Here is a 20,838-nt window from a genome sequence, read left to right as displayed (position 1 = left end):
TGGGTGACGTCGATCAGCCGAATTTCAGGGGATTGTCGAATGGCAGGTATCGATCCCGGCACGCTTGCAAATCCGGCAGGGTCTGATGCAGACAATCATGCCTATGCGGCTTTGATAGCGCGGGCGCGAGCACTCGTGCCGGATCTGCGTGACCGGGCTGCCAGGACCGAGGAGTTGCGGCGCTTGCCGCCGGAGACGGAGGAGGAATTCCACGAGGCCGGATTGTTCAGAATCCTGCAGCCGAAGCGGGTCGGCGGCTCTGAATTCGACTATGTGGCGCTCGTCGACTGCGCCGAGGCGATTGCCAGGGCCGACGCATCCGCGGCCTGGACGCTGGCCAACCTTGCGAGCCATCACTGGATGCTCGGCATGTTCGACAGCCGCGCGCAGGATGCCGTTTGGACCAAGGATGCGAACGCGTTGATCGCGTCATCCTTCGTGTTTCCTTCCGGCCGTGCCAGGAAAGTCGAGGGCGGGTACCGCCTGCAAGGCCACTGGCCGTTTTCGTCCGGAGTCGATTGCTGTGCATGGAACATGCTGGCGGGGATCGTTTTATCCGATGATGAAGCCGATGGCATTGAGTACAGGATTTTTCTGATTCCCCGCGAAGATTATCGGATCATCGACATGTGGAACGCCGCCGGCCTGAAAGGAACGGGCTCGAACGACGTTGCTGTCGACGATGTCTTCGTCGAAGGTTGGATGACCTTGTCGGTCGAGGACATCGCCGGTGGTCCATCGCCCGGGAGTGCCGTCAATGCGAATCCGCTTTATGCCCTGCCGGTTTTCGCGCTGTTTCCGTTCGTGCTGTCCGGGGTGGCGCTTGGTAACGCCCAGGGCTGCCTCGAAGACTACATCGAGGTCGCACGGCACCGCGCAACCACCTACAGTCGCGCCATGCTCGGCGATCTTCAGTCCACGCAGATCAAGATTGCCGAAGCATCCGCGAAGATCGACGCCGCTCGTCTGGTCATGCGCTCGGTCTGCATCCGAGCGATGTCCGATGCGCGGCGCGGGCTTGTCCCCGACATGGTGGTAAAAACCGGATGGCGGCGCGATGGCGCTTATGCTGTGACTCTGTGCACCGAGGCGGTTTCGTTGCTGTTTGCGTCGAGCGGCGCGCGCGGGTTGTTCGCCGGCGCTCCGCTGCAGCGCCAGTTCCGCGATGCGAACGCGATCAACTCTCATATCGCATTCAACTTCGATGCTGCGGGCACGGATTACGGCCGGGTCGCCCTCGGGCTGCCGTCACAGAATCTGACGTTGTGAGGCGTCTGATGACCGACGGTCCTGAACTTCCCGATACGCCGGACCCGGCCCGTGAGCTGGCGAGCGGGGAGTCTACTCTCGATCCGCGTGACTTCCGCAACGCGCTCGGGACTTATGCAACGGGAGTCACCATCATCACGGCTGCCGACGAGGCAGGAAAACCGCACGGGTTGACGTGCAACTCGTTCGCGTCGGTCTCGCTGAATCCGCCGTTGGTGCTCTGGAGTCTAGTGATCTATTCCCGGAACATGAGGGTATTCCAGAATGCGAGCCACTTCGCGGTCAATGTCCTCGGAACTTCCCAGCATGGGCTTGCGGATAAATTTGCGCAGCCGTCAAGCCGCAAGTTCGAGGGGACCGACTGGAAGCCAGGTCTCGGCGGCGCTCCGCTTCTGGCGGACAGCGTTGCGACCTTTGAATGCCGAACCGTCGATCGTTATTACGGCGGGGATCACGTCATCTTCCTCGGCGCCGTAGAAGCCTATAGCTACAACCGGGATGAAGCGCTGTTGTTTTCCCGCGGAAAGTATGGCCGCTTCGTCAGCGGATGACGGTTTGATTTATCCGTCAACGTCTCAAGCCGGCATGGGATCACATGCCGCGAGGTCAGAGGCGAAGACGATCGAAATTCGTTGCGGTAGCGATCCGGTTTCACCTTCCTCGGCCCCCGCGTGAGTCCGCTGTGCGGATCTCACTTTGTCGACGCTGAAATATTTGAGAATACGATGGCCGATCCGATTCTGATCGTTGGTATACCCCTCGATTTCATTTTCTTTGCGTGTATTCTTCTCGGCATTGCGGTGTTTCACCGCCATACGCTTCTTATAGCCTTGATCGGTCTTGCGGTGATCGTCGGCTACAAGATCGGTTTTACCGGATTCAAGTTCGGCACGGGAGTGGCTGGCCTTGTCAATCACATGACCCACGAGTGGGTCATGTTGGCCAACTTGTTCCTGCTGCTGATGGGATTTGCCATTCTGTCACGGCACTTCGAGGAGAGCCGGATTCCCGATGAGATGCCAGCCGTGCTGCCCGATGACTGGAAAGGCGGCGTCGTCCTTCTCATCATAGTCTTCGTTCTGTCGAGCTTTCTCGACAACATCGCGGGTGCGCTGATCGGTGGCACGGTGGCGCGCCATGTCTTTCGGGAAAAGGTTCACATCAGCTATCTGGCCGCGATCGTCGCGGCCTCCAATGCCGGCGGCGCTGGAAGTGTGGTCGGCGACACGACAACGACGATGATGTGGATTGACGGCATCAGCCCGTTCAGTGTGCTGGAGGCATATATCGGGTCCATCGTGGCGCTCGCGATCTTTGCGATTCCGGCCGCGATGCGACAGCATCGCTTCTCGCCGGTCGTGAAAGATCCGCAGAGCGGCTTGCGCGTGGACGGCGCGAGAGTCGTCATCGTTGCAGCCATCCTCATCGCGGCGCTGGCGGCGAATGTGACCGCCAATCTAAAATTCCCGGCGTTGCTCGATACGCTTCCCGTGCTCGGGCTCGCTGTCTGGGCGGCGATTTTGCTGACAGCCTTCTTGCGCGCGCCGGATTGGAAGGTCATGCCCGAAACATTCAAGGGCACGATCTTTCTTCTGGCGCTGGTGACCGCCGCCTCCATGATGCCGGTCGAGAAGCTGCCGGCGTCGTCGTGGCCCACGGCGCTCGGCCTCGGCTTTGTTTCGTCGGTGTTCGACAACATCCCGCTTACCGCGCTTGCGCTCAAGCAGGGCGGCTATGACTGGGGTTTTCTCGCCTACGCTGTCGGCTTCGGCGGCTCGATGATCTGGTTTGGCTCCTCCGCAGGCGTGGCGCTGTCGAACATGTATCCCGAGGCGAAATCGGTTGGGCTATGGGTCAGGCACGGGTGGCCCATCGCGGTCGCGTACGTTGTCGGCTTTTTCGTGATGCTGGTCGTCCTCGGCTGGAATCCCGACGCGCCCCATTGAAGATGCATCGGCTTACACCTGGTTAGGTTCGTGTCGCGATATCCGTCGTCATCATGCCTCGAATTATACCGCGCGGCGGAAAGGTTCGGCGAACAGGCGAGTTCCGCGTGTGGCAGGGATTTGACAGGACTGGCCCGCTTAGCATCTGCTACCTTCCGGCTGTACGGCCGAGAGGTCGCGCGACGTTTCCCAATCTGTTGTCGGCAGGAGACATATGATGCGAAAGCTTTTGACGGTGCTGGCGGCGCTCGCAACTCTGAGCCTGACCAATTGCGGCTACAATGCTATCCAGTCGCAGGACGAGCAGATCAAGTCCGATTGGTCTGAAGTGGTCAATCAATACCAGCGTCGTGCCGACGTGATTCCGAACCTCGTCAATTCCGTGAAGGGTTTTGCGCAACAGGAGAAAGATGTTCTGCTTGGCGTCACCAACGCGCGCGCCAAGGTGGGTAGCATCCAGGCGACTCCAGACGTGCTCAACGATCCCGCCGCGTTTCAGAAATTCCAGGCCGCCCAGGGCGAGCTTTCCAGCGCGTTATCGCGCCTTTTGGTCGTCACCGAAAATTATCCGCAGCTCAAGTCGGATACGCTGTTCCGCGATCTGATGGGCCAGCTCGAAGGTACTGAGAATCGCATCACGGTGGCGCGCAACCGCTACATCAAGGCGGTACAGGACTATAACGTGACCATTCGCTCGTTCCCCACCAACCTGACCGCCATGGCGTTAGGTTACAAAACGAAGCCGAATTTCACGGTTGATAACGAAAAGGACATCTCGACCGCGCCGAAGGTCGATTTCAATCCGGCGCCAGCCGCGCCGAAGTAGCCGGCGTAGCCGGTGGCGATGATGCGTACCCTGAAGGCAGCGCTGCTGACGCTGATGCTGTGTTGGGTCGGCGCAGCATTCGCCGATGTGGCGGTGCCGCCTTTGACCGGCCGCGTGGTCGATCAGACCGTGACGCTGGGCAGCGATCAGAAGGCGTCGCTCGAACAAGATCTGAAAGCGTTCGAGGACCGCAAGGGCAGTCAGGTCGCGGTGCTGATTGTGCCGACCACCGAGCCGGAAACGATCGAGCAATATTCGATCCGCGTTGCCGAACAATGGAAGATCGGCCGCAAGAAGGTCGATGACGGCGCGATCCTCATCGTCGCCAAGAACGATCGCAAGCTGCGGATCGAGGTGGGTTACGGCCTCGAAGGCGCGCTGACCGACCTTACCTCGAAGCGCATCATCGACGAAGAGATCGTGCCGAAGTTCCGGAACGGCGATTTTGCCGGCGGCATTTCGGCCGGCGTCGATCGCATGTTACGCGTGATCGACGGCGAGCCGCTACCTGCGCCAAAGCCACAGGGACAGTACGCGAACAATTTCAGCATCGAGGATATCTTCAATCCCTTTGTCATCGTCGGCGTTCTCGTCCTCGGTGGGATCTTCCGGAGTGTCTTCGGCCGGCTATTCGGTTCGGTGGCGGTCGGGGGAATCGTCGGTTTCCTGGCCTGGCTGTTCATCGGATCGCTCGTTGTCTCCGGCATTGCCGGTGGGCTTGCTTTCATCTTCACGCTGTTCGGCGATGTGATTGTTTCGAGCGCGGGCCGGGGCGGCGGCACGTGGGTCGGAGGCGGCAGGGGAGGCGGATCGTTCTCGGGCGGTGGCGGCTTTAGCGGCGGTGGCGGCGGCTTCGGCGGCGGCGGCGCATCGGGGAGCTGGTAGGCATGGGCATCGGACGCATCGGTAAGCATCTGCTCGGGAGCCGCTGGCGGGTGCGAAAGCATTTCCCACCGGACGTGATGGCGGTCATCGAGCGGGCTATCCGCGCCGGAGAGGCGACCCATTCGGGTCAGGTGGTGTTTGCCGTTGAAGGCGCGCTCGATGGCATCCCTTTGTTTCGCGATCAGCCGGCGCCGGCGCGTGCGCTTGATGTGTTCGCGCATCTGCGGATCTGGGATACCGCGCACAACAACGGCATTCTAGTCTATCTGCTGCTTGCCGACCGTGATGTCGAGATCGTTGCCGATCGCGGCATTCACGCCAGGGTCGGCGAAGCGGTGTGGAAGACCGTCTGTGCCAAGATGGAGGCTGAATTCAAGCAAGGTCATTTCGAGGCGGGAGCCGTTACGGGCATCGAAGCCATCTCGCGACAACTTGCACACCATTTCCCAAAGCAGGGGACCGGCCCAAATGAGCTTCCTGACGCGCCGGTCGTGATCTGATTGGCGTCGCCATTACTCTCGCACCGATGGCGGCCGGGACATTTGCTGACTCAGTTAAGCCGCCTTGTCGGTCGGAAAAAATCCTAAAATTTCCGCAATGGTGCCGAAGGTAACGATTCCGCAAGCAATGAAGTTACCAGATGGTCAACCTGTCATGGAGGTTTCTAACGTGAGCGACCATTCGTCTGAGCGGACCACCGGTGAGCACGGTATCGAATTCAGCGGGACAGGGGACGAGTCGTCGCGCGCCGAGCCTTCGAAACTCGTGCCTGGGCAGGAATTGTCCGTGCCGCCGCCCGACGACACTAAGCCGATAGCACCTCGGATCGAGCCCGCGGTTGAGACGGAAGTGCCGAGAACGGAAGTCTCTCGGGTCGAACCCGACGTTGAGATGGAAGCTTCGAAGGCCGACGCTCTGCGAGAAACCGGCAAGACAATGATCGTCGCGCCGTTCCACCGCGAGGCATGGGACCGCGCGGGCCACGATCAGAATTCAACGGCAGCCGGCGGCGCGCAGACATTGGGCCGGTTCGGCAAACGGCGTTTCACCGCCATTGCAGCGATAGCGGCATTGGCCGCGATTATTGGCGCGATCGGCGGTTCGCTCGCGACATCCGGCCTCGGCCACAGCACTGCGGATCAACAGTCGTCGGCGATTGCGGACCGTACCCAGGCATTGGAAGGCACCATCGGACGGCTCGAATCCGAAATCGCCACGTTAAAAACAGGCATCGATCGTTCGACCAAGGGCGATGTCGGCCAGTTCGCCAAGGTCAACGATCGTCTGGGTAAGATTGAGAAGGCGAATGCGGACTCGGCGGCCAGATTGACGAAACTCCAGGAGGCGCTGGACAAGCAGCATTCGGCCGCGGCGCCGGCAGCACCGGCCGCACCTGCAACCACCGCCGCAGCGAACGTGACAGGCTCTATTCCGGCTGCCGAACCGGTGCCGCTACCGGCGCCGAAGCCGAGCATCGCGCGTTTGCCCGCAGTCCAGGGCTGGGTCTTGCACGACGTCATGGATGGCAGTGCTTTGATAGAAGGCCGGAGCGGCGTCTACGAGGTTCATACCGGCGATCCGGTGCCGGGGCTCGGCCGTGTCGATGCGATCCGCAAGCAGGACGGTCGCTGGGTCGTCGTAACCAGTAGAGGTTTGATCGTAGCGCGCTGACGCGGTCTCCACGCCTTTTGACGAGGCAGTGTCCTCGTAAAATCAGGAAGCTTGGTTGCGGCGCGTTTGATGTCCGTTTGTCCCCAACAACGGCACAAAAGCCGACATTGTGCGAGGTCCGAGAAGGGCCATAAGCTGCTATTGAAGATGAAGGCACGATGATTTTACTCGATCCTGACCGGCTTTCTTCCCGTTGTCGCGGGCTCTGCCTTCACACCTGGGTCGTTGCGGCTTTCGCAATCATGATGGCCGCCGCTCCGCTACAGGCTTTAGCAGCACCAAAGGCGTCAGCGTGCGGATACCTCGCTGGTCTGATTGATAAGGCACCGCCGTCGGGGCCGTTGTTCCTGTCCAGCTATCCGACCGTCGAATCGGGGCCTCTGCATGGCGCTGCCTACCTCTATGACAATGCGGTAGCCGCCATCGCATTGGTCGGTTGCGGTGAGCAGGACAAAGCGTATCGGATTGGCTCGGCGGTTCTTTGGGCCATCGATAACGACCGCACCTGGCACGATGGACGGCTCAGGAACGCTTACGCCGCGGGTGTGGTGGCGAATGGCCCCGTCAAACTTCCAGGGTGGTGGGACAATACTCAGAACAAATGGTTAGAGGATCGATATCAGGTGGGCAGCGATGTTGGTAACATCGCATGGGCCATGTTGGCGTTGCTGTCGATTGATGATGCGAACACCGGCTCTCGGTTCCGCGATGGTGCAGCACGGCTTGGCGCCTGGGTCACGCAATGGGCCGATGCGCGCGGTACTGGCGGTTTCACGGGCGGTACGTTTGGGCACGAACCGACGCCGGAAGTGCGGACGTGGAAATCGACCGAACACAATACTGACCTCGCCGCTGCGTTTGGCCTTCTTGCGATCCGTACAGGCGATTCGCGCTGGCGCGATAAGGCAACGGTTGCTGAGTACTTCGTAAATACGATGTGGAATCCGGCATGCGCCTGTTTCGCCGCAGGGACAGCTGAAGACGGCGTCACGCACAATCCGATTTTGGCTCTGGATGCTCAGATCTGGCCTTTAACAGCGCTTCACGGAGCGGCCGGGAAATTTGCATCGGCAATGACGACCGCCGAACAGCGAATGAGTGTTGGCGGAGGCTTTTCTTATGGTGAAGATCGGGACGGTGTGTGGACCGAAGGGACGGGCCAAGTGGCTCTCTTGATGAAATTGCTCGGCAAGACTGAGAGGGCAGAGTCGTTGATGGCTGTCATCGAATCACAGAGGTCGCCAGATGGTGGGTTCTATGCCTCGACTGTCCGCGAGTTACCGACCGGGTTCGTGTTGGACACCGACCCGACCAAGCCGCGACTCTATTTCCGTTTGTCACATCTTGGCGCAGCTTCGTGGGCTGCCCTCGCGGAACGTGGGTTCAATCCCTTTACGATGACAAAAAGACTTCCGTAGTCGAGCCTCGGCGCTTCTCGTCTGGGCCTTTTCGTATTTTTTGATTTCGATAGGTCCGCCGATATGAAATCGAGACAATGCTGGGGTCTAAGCGAACAGTGAGAACGTCGCGCTATCCGCTATCCACAAGATGTGTACGGTAATACCCGTGCCACTATAGCGAGGCGGCCGCTGCGCGCGCCGGTTGAAACATCCGGCGCAAGAGTCGCTCAACTCAGTCGTTATATATGTGTCAATATGTCGCTGAGATTTTTACCTCCATCCTCGGTATCGATATTTTTTATAAATATAGCGATTGCTTGGGGTGACCATGATTCTATCAATGGATTTCATTGGCAGGGGCGCGCTCCTGTCGTCCGTAGCGATTGTTGCGATGACGGTCGGCGCGGGCGCGCAAGATCGTGGCCAAGATCGTGACGGAGTCTATCAACTCGGTGAGATCTACGTTTCGGGCGCGGCACGCGGAGGAAGCGGGAACGGGGGTGCGGGCGGGGGCGGCGTCGGCGGTTCAACGGTGACGCGCGAGCAGATGTGGACCTTCGAAAAGCAGACACTCGATCAGGCGGTGAACCTGGTACCGGGTGTTAACGGCACGCTATCGTCCGCCGGCCAGCGTAACGAGACCGACATTTTCGTGCGCGGTTTTGGCCGCTGGCAGGTACCGTTGATGATTGACGGTGTGCGCCTCTATCTTCCAGCCGACAACCGGCTCGATTTTAGCCGTTTCCTCACCGGCGACATTTCCGAGATCCAAATTCAAAAAGGTTATGCTTCGGTGCTGGACGGGCCGGGCGGAATGGGCGGGGCCATCAACCTGGTGTCGCTTAAACCGGTCAAGCCGTTCGAGTCTGAAATCCGCGCTGGCACGATGTTCGACAATCGCGGAGCATTTCAGGGTTGGAACAGCTACGCGAGGATCGGCTCACGCCAGGAGAATTTTTACGTTCAGGGCAGCGTCAACCAACTCGACCAGAATTTCTGGTCGCTATCGCGCGGCTATTCGCCATATCCAGCGCAGGGTCCTTACCCCGGCTCGCTGGAAGATGGCGGACGGCGCAACGGATCGGACACCCAGGACTGGCGAGTCAACCTCAAGGCTGGTTACACGCCCAACGCCACCGACGAATACAGCATCAACTATACCAAGCAGTCCGGCTCCAAGGGTGCGCCTCTGAATGTCTACAACAACCCGCCATCGAGTCAGAACAGCTTTTGGCTCTGGCCGGCATGGAATGTCGAGAATCTGGCCTTTCTGTCGAACACGCAGATCGGCGACGCCTCCTATCTCAGGACCAAACTTTTCTACAACAAGTTTTACAACGCGCTCTCGGCGTATGACGACATCACCTATAGGTCGCAATCGAATCCCGGCCGCTTCAACAGCCAGTATAACGACAACGCTCGCGGCGGCTCGGTCGAGGCCGGCACCGAACTGATTCCGATGAACACGTTGAAGGCGGCATTCCACTATCGGCAGGATTTTCATACCGAGCAGAATGACAACCGTCCGACCAGTCCTGTTTTTAATACCACCGAGCCGTGGCAGCATCAGAACCAGACGACGTGGTCGGCGGCGCTGGAAGACACTTTCCATGTCACCCCGAACGTCGATTTGGTGGGGGGTGTCAGCTATGACAAATATCAGATCGACAAGGCTGAAGAGTACGACGACATAAGGGGACTATACGAGTATCCCAAAGGCGGCGCCGATGCCTTGAATTGGCAAACGGCAGCGATCTGGCGTTACAGCGAGGCCAAGCAGGTCTATTTCAGCGTATCTGACCGCGCGCGCTTTCCGACCATCTTCGAGCTTTACAGTCAGCGCTTTGGCAATGCGATTCCGAATCCCAACCTGGGTCCGGAACGCGCCACCAATTACGAACTTGGCTGGAAGGGTCAGATTGTTTCTAACCTGAAGGGAACGGCTGCGATCTTCTACAGCGACGTGCGCGATCTGATTCAGGCGGTCCGTGTCAGCCCGACACAGTCGCAGACGCAGAACATCAACCAAGGCCACTTCTACGGTTTCGAGATGTCGTTGGAAGCGCAACTCTCCGCGCAGTTCATGATCGGCGGCAACTACACCTTTATCGAGCGAAACGTCAGCGACGTATCAATTCCCGGATTCAGGCCGGTCGGGGTGCCGACCCAGAAGGCGTTTGTCTATGCCACATGGCGGCCGATCGAGCCGCTTGCTATCACGCCGAATCTGGAGGTCGCCAGCGACCGCTGGAGCGATGTCCTCGTCGGCACGCAGGGACCGAACGCGCCGATCCGCGCCGCCTTTCCCGATCTCTATATCCGCACCGGGGCCTATACGCTCGCCAACATCAACGTCAACTACCAGGTCACCGAGAATGTCGAGTTGGCCGGCGGCGTGAGGAATCTGCTCGACCAGAACTACGAATTGGTGTGGGGACTGCCGCAGCCAGGACGCACCTTCTACGCGAAGGTGCGGGCCATATTTTAGCTTGGTGCGGCAGTGCGGCGAGAAGATGCATACTGGCCCTCAGGCGTGCGGCGCTACGAATGCCGACGCGTCATATTCATACAAATATAAATCAGGTAATGGTGACGAGAGGCAAACATGCGCAGGAAGATTTCATGGGGTCTGGCGCTGAGCGCGCTCGGCCTCGCCGCCGTTGCAGCCGGGCCGATCGAGGCACAGGAAGCTGCTAAGCCGCCGGTTTGTGCTGCTCCGGTCGTGCCGACAGGCGAACTGGCGCCCTGGACCACACCGTTCCAATTAAAGGCGGCGGAGACCGAGACGAGCACCTCACGCGCGCGCCTGCCAATCGGCCAGGCCGCAAGCCTCACTTTGCTGCAGACGCCTGATGTGCGTTACCCGCTGCGCCCGGAGAAGCCGGGCGGCTCGGTCAGCTATGGCGGTCTTGTGCTGATTTATGTGCACGAGGCCGGCACCTACCGGGTGGCGCTCGATTCGGCCGCCTGGATCGATCTCGTGCGGGACGAGCAGGCCGTGAAATCGACTGCGCATGGGCATGGGCCGAACTGCACCGGAATCCGCAAGATGGTGGATTATCCTCTCACCCCCGGCCCTTACGTCTTGCAAATATCGGCCAATGGCCAGCCGCAGATGACAGTGCTGCTCGCGCGCTTGCCCTGATCCCGTGCAGACGCGGCGCTTCTCATTCCTGTTGCTATCAGCGGGGTTCCTGCTGACAAGTTTGTTGTCAGCCGGATTTCTACCGCGAGAGACTTCAACATGGCGCTGGACGCTGCCTGCCGTCGTTTCGGCGCCGCCGATTCCAGCCGACAATCCCATGACCACTGTCAAGGTCGAGCTTGGGCGGCGTCTATTCTACGATGCTGATCTCTCGGCTAACGGCTCGATGTCCTGTGCCACTTGCCACGAGCAGAAGCACGCTTTCGCCGATGGCAATCGCACTCATCCTGGAGTGACCGACGAGTCCGGGCGACGCAATGTTCCCGGGCTGGCCAACGTCGCCTGGTTCATACCGCTGAACTTCGCGGATCCAGCAGCCACAACGCTTGAGACGCAGGCGGCGACCCCGGTATTCGGCGCTCATCCGGTCGAGATGGGCATGGCAGGGCGCGAAGCGGAGATCGGTAAACGGCTTGGACGCGATAGCTGCTATCAGACGATGTTCGCCCGCGCCTTTCCCGAGAACAGCGGTCGCATCGACTTTCCCAACGTGGCGCGTGCGCTGGCGAGCTTCGAACGTACGCTCATCTCTTATGGCAGCGCCTGGGACCGGCAGCAGCTCACTCCGAATGCACAAGCTGGTTCAGCGCTGTTCGCCCGCGATTGCGCGGCCTGTCATTCGGGAGCGAACTTCACGGATTTGTCCATGCACCGGCTTGGCCCGGCCGATCCCGCGCTCCCCGATCAGGGGCTGTTCGAGAAGACCGGGATCGACGCCGACCGTGGCAAATTCCGGACGCCATCGCTGCGCAACGTCGCGCTCACCGGCCCCTGGTGGCATGATGGATCGGCGCAGACGCTCGATGAGGCTCTCGCCAAGCACGGCCTGACGTACGAGGCAGCCGAGGCGAAACAGTTGATCGCCTTCCTCACGGCTCTGTCCGACACCGAATTCACCCAGCGCCAGTCGCTTGCCATACCTGAAGAGGCTTGCGGCAAGCGCCTCTAACGCACAGACCGTGCGAAGCGCTTTTTGCCTCCACCGATCAAGCAGTACAGTTAGCCGGTTCCTTACTGGACATAGTTATGAGCGAGCATTAGGCTTTGTGGCGAGGGGCGATCAGAGAACGAGACGAGTAGCATGGCTCCTCAGTTGCAGTATCAGGTCAGGTTCGATGTAAACGATTCGGTCATCGCGGAATCGATACGAAGAAACGTACAAGAACCGGCGCTAACGCGCCTCTTGGATATTCTCGCCAGACATCGCGCGGTGCCAAAATCTCAGTTCGATGCATTTTCCGAGTATGTCGCCGCAGCAGAAGAGTGCGGCATCGAAGGCTATCCGCTTTATCAATGGACCAAGGCAACGATTCAGAACCCGACAAAGAAGGAAAAATATCTGAAATCCTTCACGCTCTATGTGGAGGGTCAAGAGGTCTATGCGAAGGAGATCGCTGATAGCTTGGAGTCAGATCTGCAACCGCTTACTACTAGTGGGCTCATTACGCGAATATCCAAGTACGATACGAACCCCGAAAACAATCCTCAGCCACCACAGCGTGACACCAACCAAGGCTAATACGTCGCGGAGTGCGGACCATCCGGGCGTTTTCCGAGGCGGGCTGCCAGCAGCTAAAGCTTGGCGCGGCGCCCAGATCGTCCCAAAATCTTTGCGGGACGACTGGCGAGCAGTTCGGCCAGCCGCTGATCGTTGCCGTAGTCGAGTGGCCATTCCTGAACGCCGCCGAACTCATAAGCCACTGAGTCGGGCGCTGAGCTGATGTTCGTTAAGCGCTTCTTGAGCCAGTCAATCATCGTCACTTGGCGCCTCCATGATCGCGCTCTTCCAACTTTGCGGAGGAGAACATGCGTAGGCTTGAGTTCGTTCCCAAATTTTCGTTGCGAGAAGAAGGTTTGCAGGAGAAGGACTTTTAAGCCGATTCTTGCTCTTGGCGCCAATGCGCTGGGTTTGAGACGTCGGGGCCGGAACGGGTGAACCTTGCTTTTTTGGGACAGAGGAACGACTTTAGAATCATGAGATCGCTTGCAGAAAGTTCTACGTCCGCGGACGCGGCAGGGCCCATTCCGTTTGACAACAGCTATGCGCGGTTGCCGGAGGCGTTTTATCAACGCGTGAAACCGTTAGCGGTAGCAGCGCCGAAGCTCTTGCGCGTGAATGACGCGCTGGCTTGCCAACTGCGCATCGATCCAAAGTTTCTCGAGAGCCCGGAAGGCGTCGCTGTCCTCTCTGGCAATGAGATCGCGTCTGGATCCGAACCCATCGCGCAAGCCTACGCAGGGCACCAGTTCGGAGACTTCGTGCCCCAGCTCGGCGACGGGCGGGCCGTTCTGCTTGGCGAAGTCGTGGACGTTGCGGGCAAGCGATTCGACCTTCAGCTGAAGGGCTCTGGCCGAACCCGCTTTTCCCGGGGCGGTGATGGCCGCGCCGCGCTCGGTCCCGTCATCCGCGAATATATCGTCAGCGAGGCCATGGCCGCGCTTGGCATTCCTACAACACGCTCGCTCGCCGCGGTGTTGACCGGCGAAAACGTCATGCGCGAGCGGCCGCTGCCGGGCGGGATCCTGACCCGCGTTGCGTCGAGCCACCTGCGCGTCGGCACGTTTCAGTACTTTGCCGCGCGGGGGGACATCGAAAACCTTCGCGCGCTGGCCGACTATGCGATCGCCCGGCACTACCCGGAAGCGCGCTTGGCTGAGGACCCATATCGGGCTTTCTTCGACGCGGTCGTCGCGGCGTTGGCCCGGTTGTCGGCAAGGTGGATGCTTGTTGGATTCATCCATGGTGTTCTGAACACTGACAACACCGCGATTGGAGGCGAGACGATTGACTACGGGCCGTGCGCTTTCATCGACGCCTACCGGCCTGACAAGGTTTTCAGTTACATCGACCAGTTCGGACGCTATGCGTTTGCAAATCAGCCCGCCGCCGTGGGATGGAATTTGGCCCGATTTGGCGAGACATTGCTACCGCTGATAGCGGATGGCGGTGACAAGGCGATTGAAGCTGCAAATGCCTCGATCGCTAGCTTCGATGATCACTTCAATGCCGCGTACCTTGCAGGCATGCGTCAGAAGCTCGGCCTCGCGCGCGCGGTGGAAGGCGATCTCGAACTCGCGTCGGATCTCCTGGACCGGATGGCGGAGAATGATGCGGATTTCACGTTGACCTTCCGCGCCCTTTGCGAGGTAGCCGCCCATGCCAAAGGTGATGTAGACGTACGGGGGCTATTCACAGACCCATCCGCTTTCGACGAATGGGCTGGACGATGGCGGGAACGCCTGTCGCTTGAAGAGCGGTCGGCCGAAGCGAGGCGCGCCGAGATGCTTTCCGTCAATCCGATGTTCATCCCGCGCAATCACCGCATCGAAGCGGTCATTCGGGACGCTGAAGCGGGACGCTTCGAGAAGTTTCACGAACTCGTCGAGGTGCTGGCGCATCCCTTCGACGACCAGCCGAAGTTTGCTGACTATGCGAAGCCGCCCCAACCGGAGGAAGAAGTTCGGCAGACTTTCTGCGGGACATAACCGGTAGGATGCGCGCAGGGACTGCGCCTCCCGTTTCTTTCAGATGGGGGTAACTCTTGCCGGCGCAATTCGCCTAAGCACGACAGACACTCGGGCTTTGCGTAGGGAACTCTTGCAACATCCAAAAGTTGAAAGAGGCTATCACCGACCGCATGGCAACCTTCGTCGATCAGGTCAACGTACCGGCCCTCTTTTGATACCCCCAATTGGCGGTGGATATACCGGATGACTCTTGATCGACAGGGCCAGCCTGACCGCAAGCCGATCCCACGCGCCACCTACCGGCTGCAGCTCAACAAGGGTTTCGGCTTCGACCAAGCGGCGGCGCTCGCGCCTTATCTCGCCAGGTTGGGAATAAGCCACGTCTACTGCTCACCCTATCTGCGGGCTCGCCCCGGCAGCACGCATGGCTACGACATCGTCAGCCACACCGAACTGAACCCTGAGCTCGGAAATACCTCAGCCTTTGAGCGGATGGTTGCCGCGTTCCGGGAGAACGGTCTCGGCCAGATCCTTGATTTCGTCCCGAACCATATGGGCGTGGGCGGTGCGGACAATCCCTGGTGGCTGGACGTGCTTGAATGGGGCCCGGATTCGCAATTCGCAGGCTGGTTCGACATCGATTGGGAGTCGGATCGCCGCTACCTGCAAGGCAAACTGCTGGTCCCCTTCCTGGGCGAGCAGTACGGTGCTGAACTCCAGTCGGGTGCGCTCCAACTCAGGTTCGATGCGGAAGCCGGCTCGCTGGCCGTGTGGGCATACGACAACCACAAGCTTCCGATCAGCCCGCTTCACTACGAGCGCGTCCTCGGCGATAACCATCCGGACCTGGAGCGCATTGGCGACGCGTTTGCGCACATCTCGACATGGCGGCCGCATATCGTCCGCCGGGCTTCGGATCTCAAATTGGAGCTGGCCGGGTCAGTCAGAGAAAACCCCGATCTGGCGGTCGCGATCCAGGCCGCAGTGGACCGTTTCAACGGCGAGATTGGCGAACTGCAAAGCTGGTCGAAACTTGACGCGTTGATCCGCGACCAGCACTGGCGCGCAGCCCATTTCCGTGTCGCGGCCGACGACATCAACTACCGCCGCTTCTTCAACATTAATGATCTGGCTGGGATCCGGATGGAGCTCCCTCAGCTTTTCGACCATGCGCACTCGCTGGTGTTCCGCTTGCTCGAACAAGGAGTGCTCGACGGAATCCGGCTGGATCACGTCGATGGTCTTCTCGATCCGAAAGGGTATTGTTTGCGCCTGCGGGAAAAGGCGCCATGTCCGTTCTATCTCGTTGTCGAGAAGATCCTCGCGCCGCATGAAAACCTGCGTGATGACTGGGATGTCGAAGGGACGACGGGCTACGAGTTCGCTAACCTCGTCACCGGTCTGCTGAACGATCCTGCGGGTCAGGAGGACCTCACGCGCCTTTACGCCGACTTCACCGGTGAACGGGCCTCCTTCAGCGCCATCGTCCGCGATTCGAAGATGCGGATCATGGAGAACGAGATGGCGAGCGAGCTGAACGTGCTGGCCAGGGAGGCCGCGCGGGTGGCGCGCTCGAATCCGCGGACCGCTGACTTCACCAACAACGTCCTGCAACGGGCGCTAAAAGAAATTATCGCCGTCTTTCCCGTCTACCGAACATATGTTGACGGACGGAGCGTGCCCACCCAAGCAGACCGCCGCGATATCGATTGGGCCATGGCTCAGGCCCGCCGCAATGGTGCTGCCTTGGACCCCAGCGTTTTCGATTTCCTCCACCAACTCCTGACTTGCGACCTCGTTGCCGAGCCGCGTAGCGGATTCAGCCGCGTGGAGGTGGTTCGCGTCGCAATGCGCGCACAACAATATAGCGGTCCCGTGATGGCCAAGGGCCTCGAGGATACCGCCTTCTACCGCTACAACCGGATGCTGGCGCTGAATGAGGTCGGCGGCCACCCCGACCAGTTCAGCGTAAGCATATCCGCCTTCCATCACGCCAATGTCCAGCGGGCGAAACGAACGCCGCATGCCATGCTGAGTACCGCCACGCATGACACCAAGCGTGGCGAGGATACGCGGGCGCGGCTGGCGGTGCTGTCGGAGATACCGGACGAATGGGCCCAACACGTTGCACTTTGGAGCCGGATGCTCCGGGCACGCAACGCAGGAAATCCGGACGCGGCGCCGCCAGATCGCAATGACGAGTATGCGTTCTATCAACTCCTGCTCGGGGCATGGCCGGCCCAACTTTCAGCGGGCCAGCTCGATCCAGTGGAAGTGGATGCCTTTCGCCAGCGGATTGAAGGCGCCATAACGAAAGCCATGCGTGAATCTAAGGTCCATACGACCTGGGCTGCGCCAAACGTCGCATACGAAGACGCCGTATTAGAGTTCATTCGCTACGCGTTGGACACGTCGCGAACCAATCCCTTTCTGGAATCTTTTTCCGCGTTTCAGCAGCGCGTGGCTACCTTTGGCGCTCTCAACAGCCTTATTCAGGTTGTGCTGAAATTCACGGCGCCCGGTGTGCCCGATCTCTATCAGGGCGCGGAACTCTGGGACTTCAGCATGGTCGATCCAGATAATCGTCGTCCCGTTGATTACGACATCCGGAAAGCATCACTGGCATCCGTGGAATCGGGCAGGGGTGATCTTCCAGAGCTTCTGGAAAACTGGCGTGACGGTCGTTTAAAGCTCCGCCTCATTGCCGAGACGCTGGCGTTGCGCCGTCGCGAACCGGAACTCTTCATGCACGGTTCGTACGAAGCGCTCCACGGCACAGGTCCGCAGGCAGATCGCCTCTGTGCCTTCATGCGCACCAGCGAAGATAGCGCGCTGGTGACCGCGGTGGCTTTGTACCCCTCCCGTGGGCATGGGGCAGATACATGGGGCGACTGCACTCTGACTCTATCGTCTGAGGTCGTTCCGCAGCGATGGTCAGAGCTGTTCAGCGGACGTGAGTTCATACTGTCGCAAGGGTCGTTTCTAGCACGCGAGCTGTTCGCCAGCCTGCCGGTCGCGCTGCTCACGCCTTCTGAGAATTTGCCGCCCGCCTGAGCCTGTGGGCGTTCGAATTTCGTGTACAGATTGACATGACACATCGCCGCAAGCTGCCGCGTCGGGAACTTTTTAATGGCACGCCATTGTATCAGCTGCCCGCCTGTTCCTATTTCCTGCAGGAACGGCCAGTTCTGATCGACTCCCTTGAGAAGTTCCCATCAGGTGTGTGGAGCGGACGAAAACTCGGGGCAGTATCGCTGCCGCGGTTCGGGAGAGTACAAAAGTACTCGGCACAACGCTCAATTGATAAATCCCAATTGACACACTGTGCAGTGTTAAGCTTGAGACTGGCGCAGGAAGCTGAGATCCAAAGCCGTAACGATGATAAGCTGGTTCAAGACTGCGACCAATCCGCGCTCGGAATGGCTTTACTTTCTCATTTTTGCCGCAGCGTACTCCGTACTCTGCATTTTCGGCTTTCGCACGGCAAACGACAATGTCTTGTCGCTGATCTGGCCTGCCAACGCATTCATGCTTGGCATGCTCGTGCGCTTTCCTTTATTGGCGCATCCCCTGGGATGGGTCGCCTGTCTTGTCGGATTTGTTATTGCGGTTCCAGTTATCGAATACGGCCCTATAACGAGTGCAGGGCTGGCTGCATACAATTTCGGTATCGTGGCGGTCGGCCATGTCGTGCTCTCCAGGGTTGATCCGGCTGACCAGCGTTTGAAGCGTCGGACCTCGGTTTTTTACCTTCTTTTTGCGGTCGGCGCCGCATCCATATTCGCTGGAATTGTTGGGTCGATCCTGGTCGGTCCTTTATTCTATGATCCGGCAGCGGTCAGCTCTTTTCGATACTGGTTTTCAGTTGAGCTTATAAACCAGCTCGCCTTTTTGCCGATGATCCTGTCTTACCCGGAAGGCCGTAAATGGGCGCGCCTTCAACTGCCGCATTCGACCTTTCACGATCAAGCGCCGATTATTGTGTTGGTCCTCTCGGCCGTTACGGGACTCTTTTTCGGAGGAATGGGCGCCCTCGCATTCCCTGTACCAGCCCTTCTCTGGTGCGCAATTTCCTATCGCGTGTTCCTGACGGCCTTGCTGACCTTTGTCTTTTGCATATGGGTGATCATAGCGACAACTCTGGGCTACATTGACGTTTCACATGTCGACCAATCGCTCGTGTTGTCGATCAGCATGGGGGCTGCACTTATTTCTCTGGCCCCTCTCGTCATCTCCACGACGACTGCGACACGAAATGAAATGCTGAACCAGCTTAGACACCTCGCGGCTGAGCGTGAGATCGTGGCCAATGAACTCGATCACCGGATCAAAAATCTGTTCACGCTGGTCAACGGGCTAATCAGCTTATCAGTTCGTGACAAACCCGAGATGAAACCGCTGGCAGACATACTAAGGAGCCGGCTCACGGCATTGCATCATGCGCATGGTCTTGTCCGCACCGCGCGCACAACGTCGGTTGCACGGGGAGGATCGGTTTCATTAAAGGAACTTATCGGCGCTCTGCTTCGGCCTTATGAGAGTGCGGGAGACAAACATTTCACGGTCGGCGGTGATGACGCCCTCGTCAATGGTGGAACCGTTACACCGCTGGCTCTCGTTTTCCACGAGCTGGCGACTAACTCCACCAAATATGGTGCGTTGAAGCATGCCGACGGCATTTTGGGAGTCCATATCAGTCGCGATATCGACGGCCTGCGTATCAAGTGGACGGAAAAGGCTCCAGTGCAGACCGGCCATTCTGATGCGGCCGAAAGCGGCTTCGGATCGAAGCTTCTGGATCTAGCGATCAACCAACAATTGCATGGAAACTACGTCCGCGCTCGTACAGAAGACGGTTTGGATATCGAGATCATTCTGCCGAGCAAACTTTTCAGCGACGTCCCATCCAGTCTCCCGGCCTTGTAGATCAATCTGAGTTTCTTTGCCTGCTCTTGCGCGAACGTGCTCTGGCCAGAACCGTTCCGCACAAAGGACATAACATCGGAAGCGAATGCCAACACAAAGCAAGCAATGGGAAAAGCTATTACCATTGGATGGATAGGGTGGCCGGCTATCTGCGCGGTAGAACGTGGGTTGTCGGTTGCCATAGGAAACTCCCTTGTTGGACGGGCAACAATTTTCCTCGCGGTCCGCTCCTTTTCGAGGGTGTAAATTGCGGCGCCGATAGTCACGGGGACGGTTAGGACGCATGCGAGGGAGCGCGCGAGAGCGCGCGTCGGGAAGCGGGAGCGTTTTCGTTTGTTCTCGCTCTTTGGCTTTGACCGATGTTGCCGGTCGAAGCCTATAAAATATGTCCATCCGCGTGAGGAGGCCGATGCAATCCGGCTGGCGGTGGAGCCCGTGATGGTCTAAGAAACGATCAATAGCAAAAGCAACAGCCTGTCCCACGAACGGGCATCAACTTATCAGCCTTAAGAAATCAACGCCTTCTAGCGGTCCTCTTTGCTTGTCCTTGTGAACTCATCGCTCCTTTAACAACAACGAACCTAGGCGGTATTCGCTCATCATGCCGATTTTCAGTTACATCATCACAGACCTAGCCGAGCGCAAATCGAAACCCATCACGGTTCCCTTGCAGACCCATGAGGAGGCCGTTATGTACGGAACACTCTTGGCTCGAGAGATGCTGGGTGATACGCCCGACCTGACCGATAACGGGATGTGCATTACCATTCTGGACGATGTCGGTAAAACCGTCTCCATCCTGCCTTTTGGTTCTGTAAACTGATCAGAAAAGTGCTGAGATTAGTTTGACAAGTTGGGAGATTCTTTGTGTCGCTACAAGGAATCTTTTCTTGAGTTCCGATAAAGGAACCACCGCGACGTATGGACACCACTATCCTTGTCGGGTTCTTCGCAGCCTTTTGCACATCGATCTCGTACTTTCCCCAACTGAAGAAATGCTGGCAAACCGGCAAGGCGGGGGATCTGTCGCTCCTGATGTTCAGCATTCTTACCACCGGCGTGGGGGCGTGGGTGTTTACGGCGTTCTCAAGCGCGACGTCGTTATCGTCATCGCGAACGCCGTGAGCTTCTGCTGTCTGTCCGGCATATTGTGGTTCAAGCTCAGAGAGAAGTTGGATTCCGCTTGAACAGCCAGGTGCGGAAGACTCCCTTCTGGTTGCGGACCAGAAAATTGCCCGGCGT

At 58.9% G+C, this 20,838-nt stretch carries 19 protein-coding genes; 17 read left to right on the top strand and 2 right to left on the bottom strand.

Annotated features, from left to right (window positions below; translation table 11 throughout):
• The first annotated feature begins 39 nt into the window (after nucleotides 1-39).
• The 12 genes from ACZ5IL_RS17680 (at nucleotide 40) to ACZ5IL_RS17625 (ending at nucleotide 12,721) form a co-directional block, all read left to right on the top strand.
• On the top strand, nucleotides 40-1,269 hold the full coding sequence (locus ACZ5IL_RS17680) for an acyl-CoA dehydrogenase family protein (RefSeq protein WP_464593517.1): 1,230 nt from the start codon (nucleotides 40-42) through the stop codon (nucleotides 1,267-1,269).
• 8 nt (nucleotides 1,270-1,277) lie between these two features.
• On the top strand, nucleotides 1,278-1,820 hold the full coding sequence (locus ACZ5IL_RS17675; protein ID WP_464593515.1) for a flavin reductase family protein: 543 nt from the start codon (nucleotides 1,278-1,280) through the stop codon (nucleotides 1,818-1,820).
• 174 nt (nucleotides 1,821-1,994) lie between these two features.
• Nucleotides 1,995-3,215 carry a citrate transporter gene (locus ACZ5IL_RS17670; RefSeq protein WP_464593513.1) on the top strand — a complete coding sequence of 407 codons (1,221 nt, stop codon included), beginning with the start codon at nucleotides 1,995-1,997 and terminating at the stop codon, nucleotides 3,213-3,215.
• Between the two features lie 217 nt (nucleotides 3,216-3,432).
• A complete protein-coding gene (locus ACZ5IL_RS17665; protein WP_464593511.1) occupies nucleotides 3,433-4,041 on the top strand; it encodes a LemA family protein in 609 nt (202 codons plus the stop codon).
• A gap of 21 nt (nucleotides 4,042-4,062) precedes the next feature.
• The gene (locus tag ACZ5IL_RS17660) at nucleotides 4,063-4,926 is read left to right on the top strand and encodes a TPM domain-containing protein (RefSeq protein ID WP_464593509.1); all 864 of its coding nucleotides are present in this window, start codon (nucleotides 4,063-4,065) and stop codon (nucleotides 4,924-4,926) included.
• 2 nt (nucleotides 4,927-4,928) lie between these two features.
• Entirely contained in the window at nucleotides 4,929-5,426 is a 498-nt protein-coding gene (locus tag ACZ5IL_RS17655) for a TPM domain-containing protein (RefSeq protein WP_464593507.1), read from the top strand.
• A gap of 169 nt (nucleotides 5,427-5,595) precedes the next feature.
• The gene (locus ACZ5IL_RS17650; protein ID WP_464593505.1) at nucleotides 5,596-6,597 is read left to right on the top strand and encodes a hypothetical protein; all 1,002 of its coding nucleotides are present in this window, start codon (nucleotides 5,596-5,598) and stop codon (nucleotides 6,595-6,597) included.
• Nucleotides 6,598-6,755: 158 nt separating this feature from the next.
• Nucleotides 6,756-8,015 carry a hypothetical protein gene (locus ACZ5IL_RS17645; protein ID WP_464593503.1) on the top strand — a complete coding sequence of 420 codons (1,260 nt, stop codon included), beginning with the start codon at nucleotides 6,756-6,758 and terminating at the stop codon, nucleotides 8,013-8,015.
• Between the two features lie 310 nt (nucleotides 8,016-8,325).
• A complete protein-coding gene (locus ACZ5IL_RS17640; protein WP_464593501.1) occupies nucleotides 8,326-10,485 on the top strand; it encodes a TonB-dependent receptor plug domain-containing protein in 2,160 nt (719 codons plus the stop codon).
• 117 nt (nucleotides 10,486-10,602) lie between these two features.
• The gene (locus tag ACZ5IL_RS17635) at nucleotides 10,603-11,142 is read left to right on the top strand and encodes a hypothetical protein (protein ID WP_464593499.1); all 540 of its coding nucleotides are present in this window, start codon (nucleotides 10,603-10,605) and stop codon (nucleotides 11,140-11,142) included.
• A 157-nt stretch (nucleotides 11,143-11,299) separates the two neighbouring features.
• Nucleotides 11,300-12,151, top strand: coding sequence for a cytochrome-c peroxidase (locus ACZ5IL_RS17630; protein WP_464593497.1), 852 nt, complete (start codon nucleotides 11,300-11,302; stop codon nucleotides 12,149-12,151).
• A 132-nt stretch (nucleotides 12,152-12,283) separates the two neighbouring features.
• The gene (locus ACZ5IL_RS17625) at nucleotides 12,284-12,721 is read left to right on the top strand and encodes a hypothetical protein (RefSeq protein WP_464593495.1); all 438 of its coding nucleotides are present in this window, start codon (nucleotides 12,284-12,286) and stop codon (nucleotides 12,719-12,721) included.
• Nucleotides 12,722-12,774: 53 nt separating this feature from the next.
• Here ACZ5IL_RS17625 and ACZ5IL_RS17620 read toward each other — a convergent pair whose 3' ends face one another.
• Nucleotides 12,775-12,963, bottom strand: coding sequence for a hypothetical protein (locus ACZ5IL_RS17620; protein ID WP_464593493.1), 189 nt, complete (start codon nucleotides 12,961-12,963; stop codon nucleotides 12,775-12,777).
• A gap of 213 nt (nucleotides 12,964-13,176) precedes the next feature.
• Between ACZ5IL_RS17620 and ACZ5IL_RS17615 the strand changes: the two genes are divergently transcribed.
• The 3 genes from ACZ5IL_RS17615 (at nucleotide 13,177) to ACZ5IL_RS17605 (ending at nucleotide 19,596) form a co-directional block, all read left to right on the top strand.
• Nucleotides 13,177-14,688, top strand: coding sequence for a protein adenylyltransferase SelO (locus ACZ5IL_RS17615; protein WP_464593491.1), 1,512 nt, complete (start codon nucleotides 13,177-13,179; stop codon nucleotides 14,686-14,688).
• Between the two features lie 225 nt (nucleotides 14,689-14,913).
• Entirely contained in the window at nucleotides 14,914-17,724 is a 2,811-nt protein-coding gene (gene treY, locus ACZ5IL_RS17610) for a malto-oligosyltrehalose synthase (protein WP_464593489.1), read from the top strand.
• A 324-nt stretch (nucleotides 17,725-18,048) separates the two neighbouring features.
• Nucleotides 18,049-19,596, top strand: a complete 1,548-nt coding sequence (locus ACZ5IL_RS17605) for a sensor histidine kinase (RefSeq protein ID WP_464593487.1) — start codon at nucleotides 18,049-18,051, stop codon at nucleotides 19,594-19,596.
• Here ACZ5IL_RS17605 and ACZ5IL_RS17600 read toward each other — a convergent pair.
• Complete coding sequence (locus ACZ5IL_RS17600; protein WP_464596936.1) at nucleotides 19,500-19,721, bottom strand: hypothetical protein; 222 nt, start codon at nucleotides 19,719-19,721, stop codon at nucleotides 19,500-19,502. The two genes, ACZ5IL_RS17605 and ACZ5IL_RS17600, sit on opposite strands and share 97 nt — an antisense overlap.
• A 476-nt stretch (nucleotides 19,722-20,197) precedes the next feature.
• On the opposite strand from ACZ5IL_RS17600, the gene ACZ5IL_RS17595 reads away from it, so the two are divergent.
• Nucleotides 20,198-20,419, top strand: coding sequence for a hypothetical protein (locus ACZ5IL_RS17595; RefSeq protein ID WP_464593485.1), 222 nt, complete (start codon nucleotides 20,198-20,200; stop codon nucleotides 20,417-20,419).
• A 98-nt stretch (nucleotides 20,420-20,517) separates the two neighbouring features.
• Nucleotides 20,518-20,721 carry a SemiSWEET family sugar transporter gene (locus tag ACZ5IL_RS17590; protein WP_464593483.1) on the top strand — a complete coding sequence of 68 codons (204 nt, stop codon included), beginning with the start codon at nucleotides 20,518-20,520 and terminating at the stop codon, nucleotides 20,719-20,721.
• Nucleotides 20,722-20,838: the final 117 nt, after the last annotated feature.

Source organism: Nitrobacter sp. CN101, from assembly GCF_055390255.1.
The sequence above is the reverse complement of the archived record's forward strand: the minus strand, read 5'-3'. Positions and strand labels throughout refer to the sequence as shown.

Excerpts from the sequence above, each read along its gene's own strand:
- ACZ5IL_RS17680 (WP_464593517.1), top strand. The coding sequence starts at position 40 with ATGGCAGGTATCGATCCCGGCACGCTTGCAAATCCGGCAGGGTCTGAT.
- ACZ5IL_RS17675 (WP_464593515.1), top strand. The coding sequence starts at position 1,278 with ATGACCGACGGTCCTGAACTTCCCGATACGCCGGACCCGGCCCGTGAG.
- ACZ5IL_RS17670 (WP_464593513.1), top strand. The coding sequence starts at position 1,995 with ATGGCCGATCCGATTCTGATCGTTGGTATACCCCTCGATTTCATTTTC.
- ACZ5IL_RS17665 (WP_464593511.1), top strand. The coding sequence starts at position 3,433 with ATGCGAAAGCTTTTGACGGTGCTGGCGGCGCTCGCAACTCTGAGCCTG.
- ACZ5IL_RS17660 (WP_464593509.1), top strand. The coding sequence starts at position 4,063 with ATGCGTACCCTGAAGGCAGCGCTGCTGACGCTGATGCTGTGTTGGGTC.
- ACZ5IL_RS17655 (WP_464593507.1), top strand. The coding sequence starts at position 4,929 with ATGGGCATCGGACGCATCGGTAAGCATCTGCTCGGGAGCCGCTGGCGG.
- ACZ5IL_RS17645 (WP_464593503.1), top strand. The coding sequence starts at position 6,756 with ATGATTTTACTCGATCCTGACCGGCTTTCTTCCCGTTGTCGCGGGCTC.
- ACZ5IL_RS17640 (WP_464593501.1), top strand. The coding sequence starts at position 8,326 with ATGATTCTATCAATGGATTTCATTGGCAGGGGCGCGCTCCTGTCGTCC.
- ACZ5IL_RS17635 (WP_464593499.1), top strand. The coding sequence starts at position 10,603 with ATGCGCAGGAAGATTTCATGGGGTCTGGCGCTGAGCGCGCTCGGCCTC.
- ACZ5IL_RS17630 (WP_464593497.1), top strand. The coding sequence starts at position 11,300 with ATGACCACTGTCAAGGTCGAGCTTGGGCGGCGTCTATTCTACGATGCT.
- ACZ5IL_RS17625 (WP_464593495.1), top strand. The coding sequence starts at position 12,284 with ATGGCTCCTCAGTTGCAGTATCAGGTCAGGTTCGATGTAAACGATTCG.
- ACZ5IL_RS17615 (WP_464593491.1), top strand. The coding sequence starts at position 13,177 with ATGAGATCGCTTGCAGAAAGTTCTACGTCCGCGGACGCGGCAGGGCCC.
- treY (WP_464593489.1), top strand. The coding sequence starts at position 14,914 with ATGACTCTTGATCGACAGGGCCAGCCTGACCGCAAGCCGATCCCACGC.
- ACZ5IL_RS17605 (WP_464593487.1), top strand. The coding sequence starts at position 18,049 with ATGATAAGCTGGTTCAAGACTGCGACCAATCCGCGCTCGGAATGGCTT.
- ACZ5IL_RS17600 (WP_464596936.1), bottom strand. The coding sequence starts at position 19,721 with ATGGTAATAGCTTTTCCCATTGCTTGCTTTGTGTTGGCATTCGCTTCC.
- ACZ5IL_RS17595 (WP_464593485.1), top strand. The coding sequence starts at position 20,198 with ATGCCGATTTTCAGTTACATCATCACAGACCTAGCCGAGCGCAAATCG.
- ACZ5IL_RS17590 (WP_464593483.1), top strand. The coding sequence starts at position 20,518 with ATGGACACCACTATCCTTGTCGGGTTCTTCGCAGCCTTTTGCACATCG.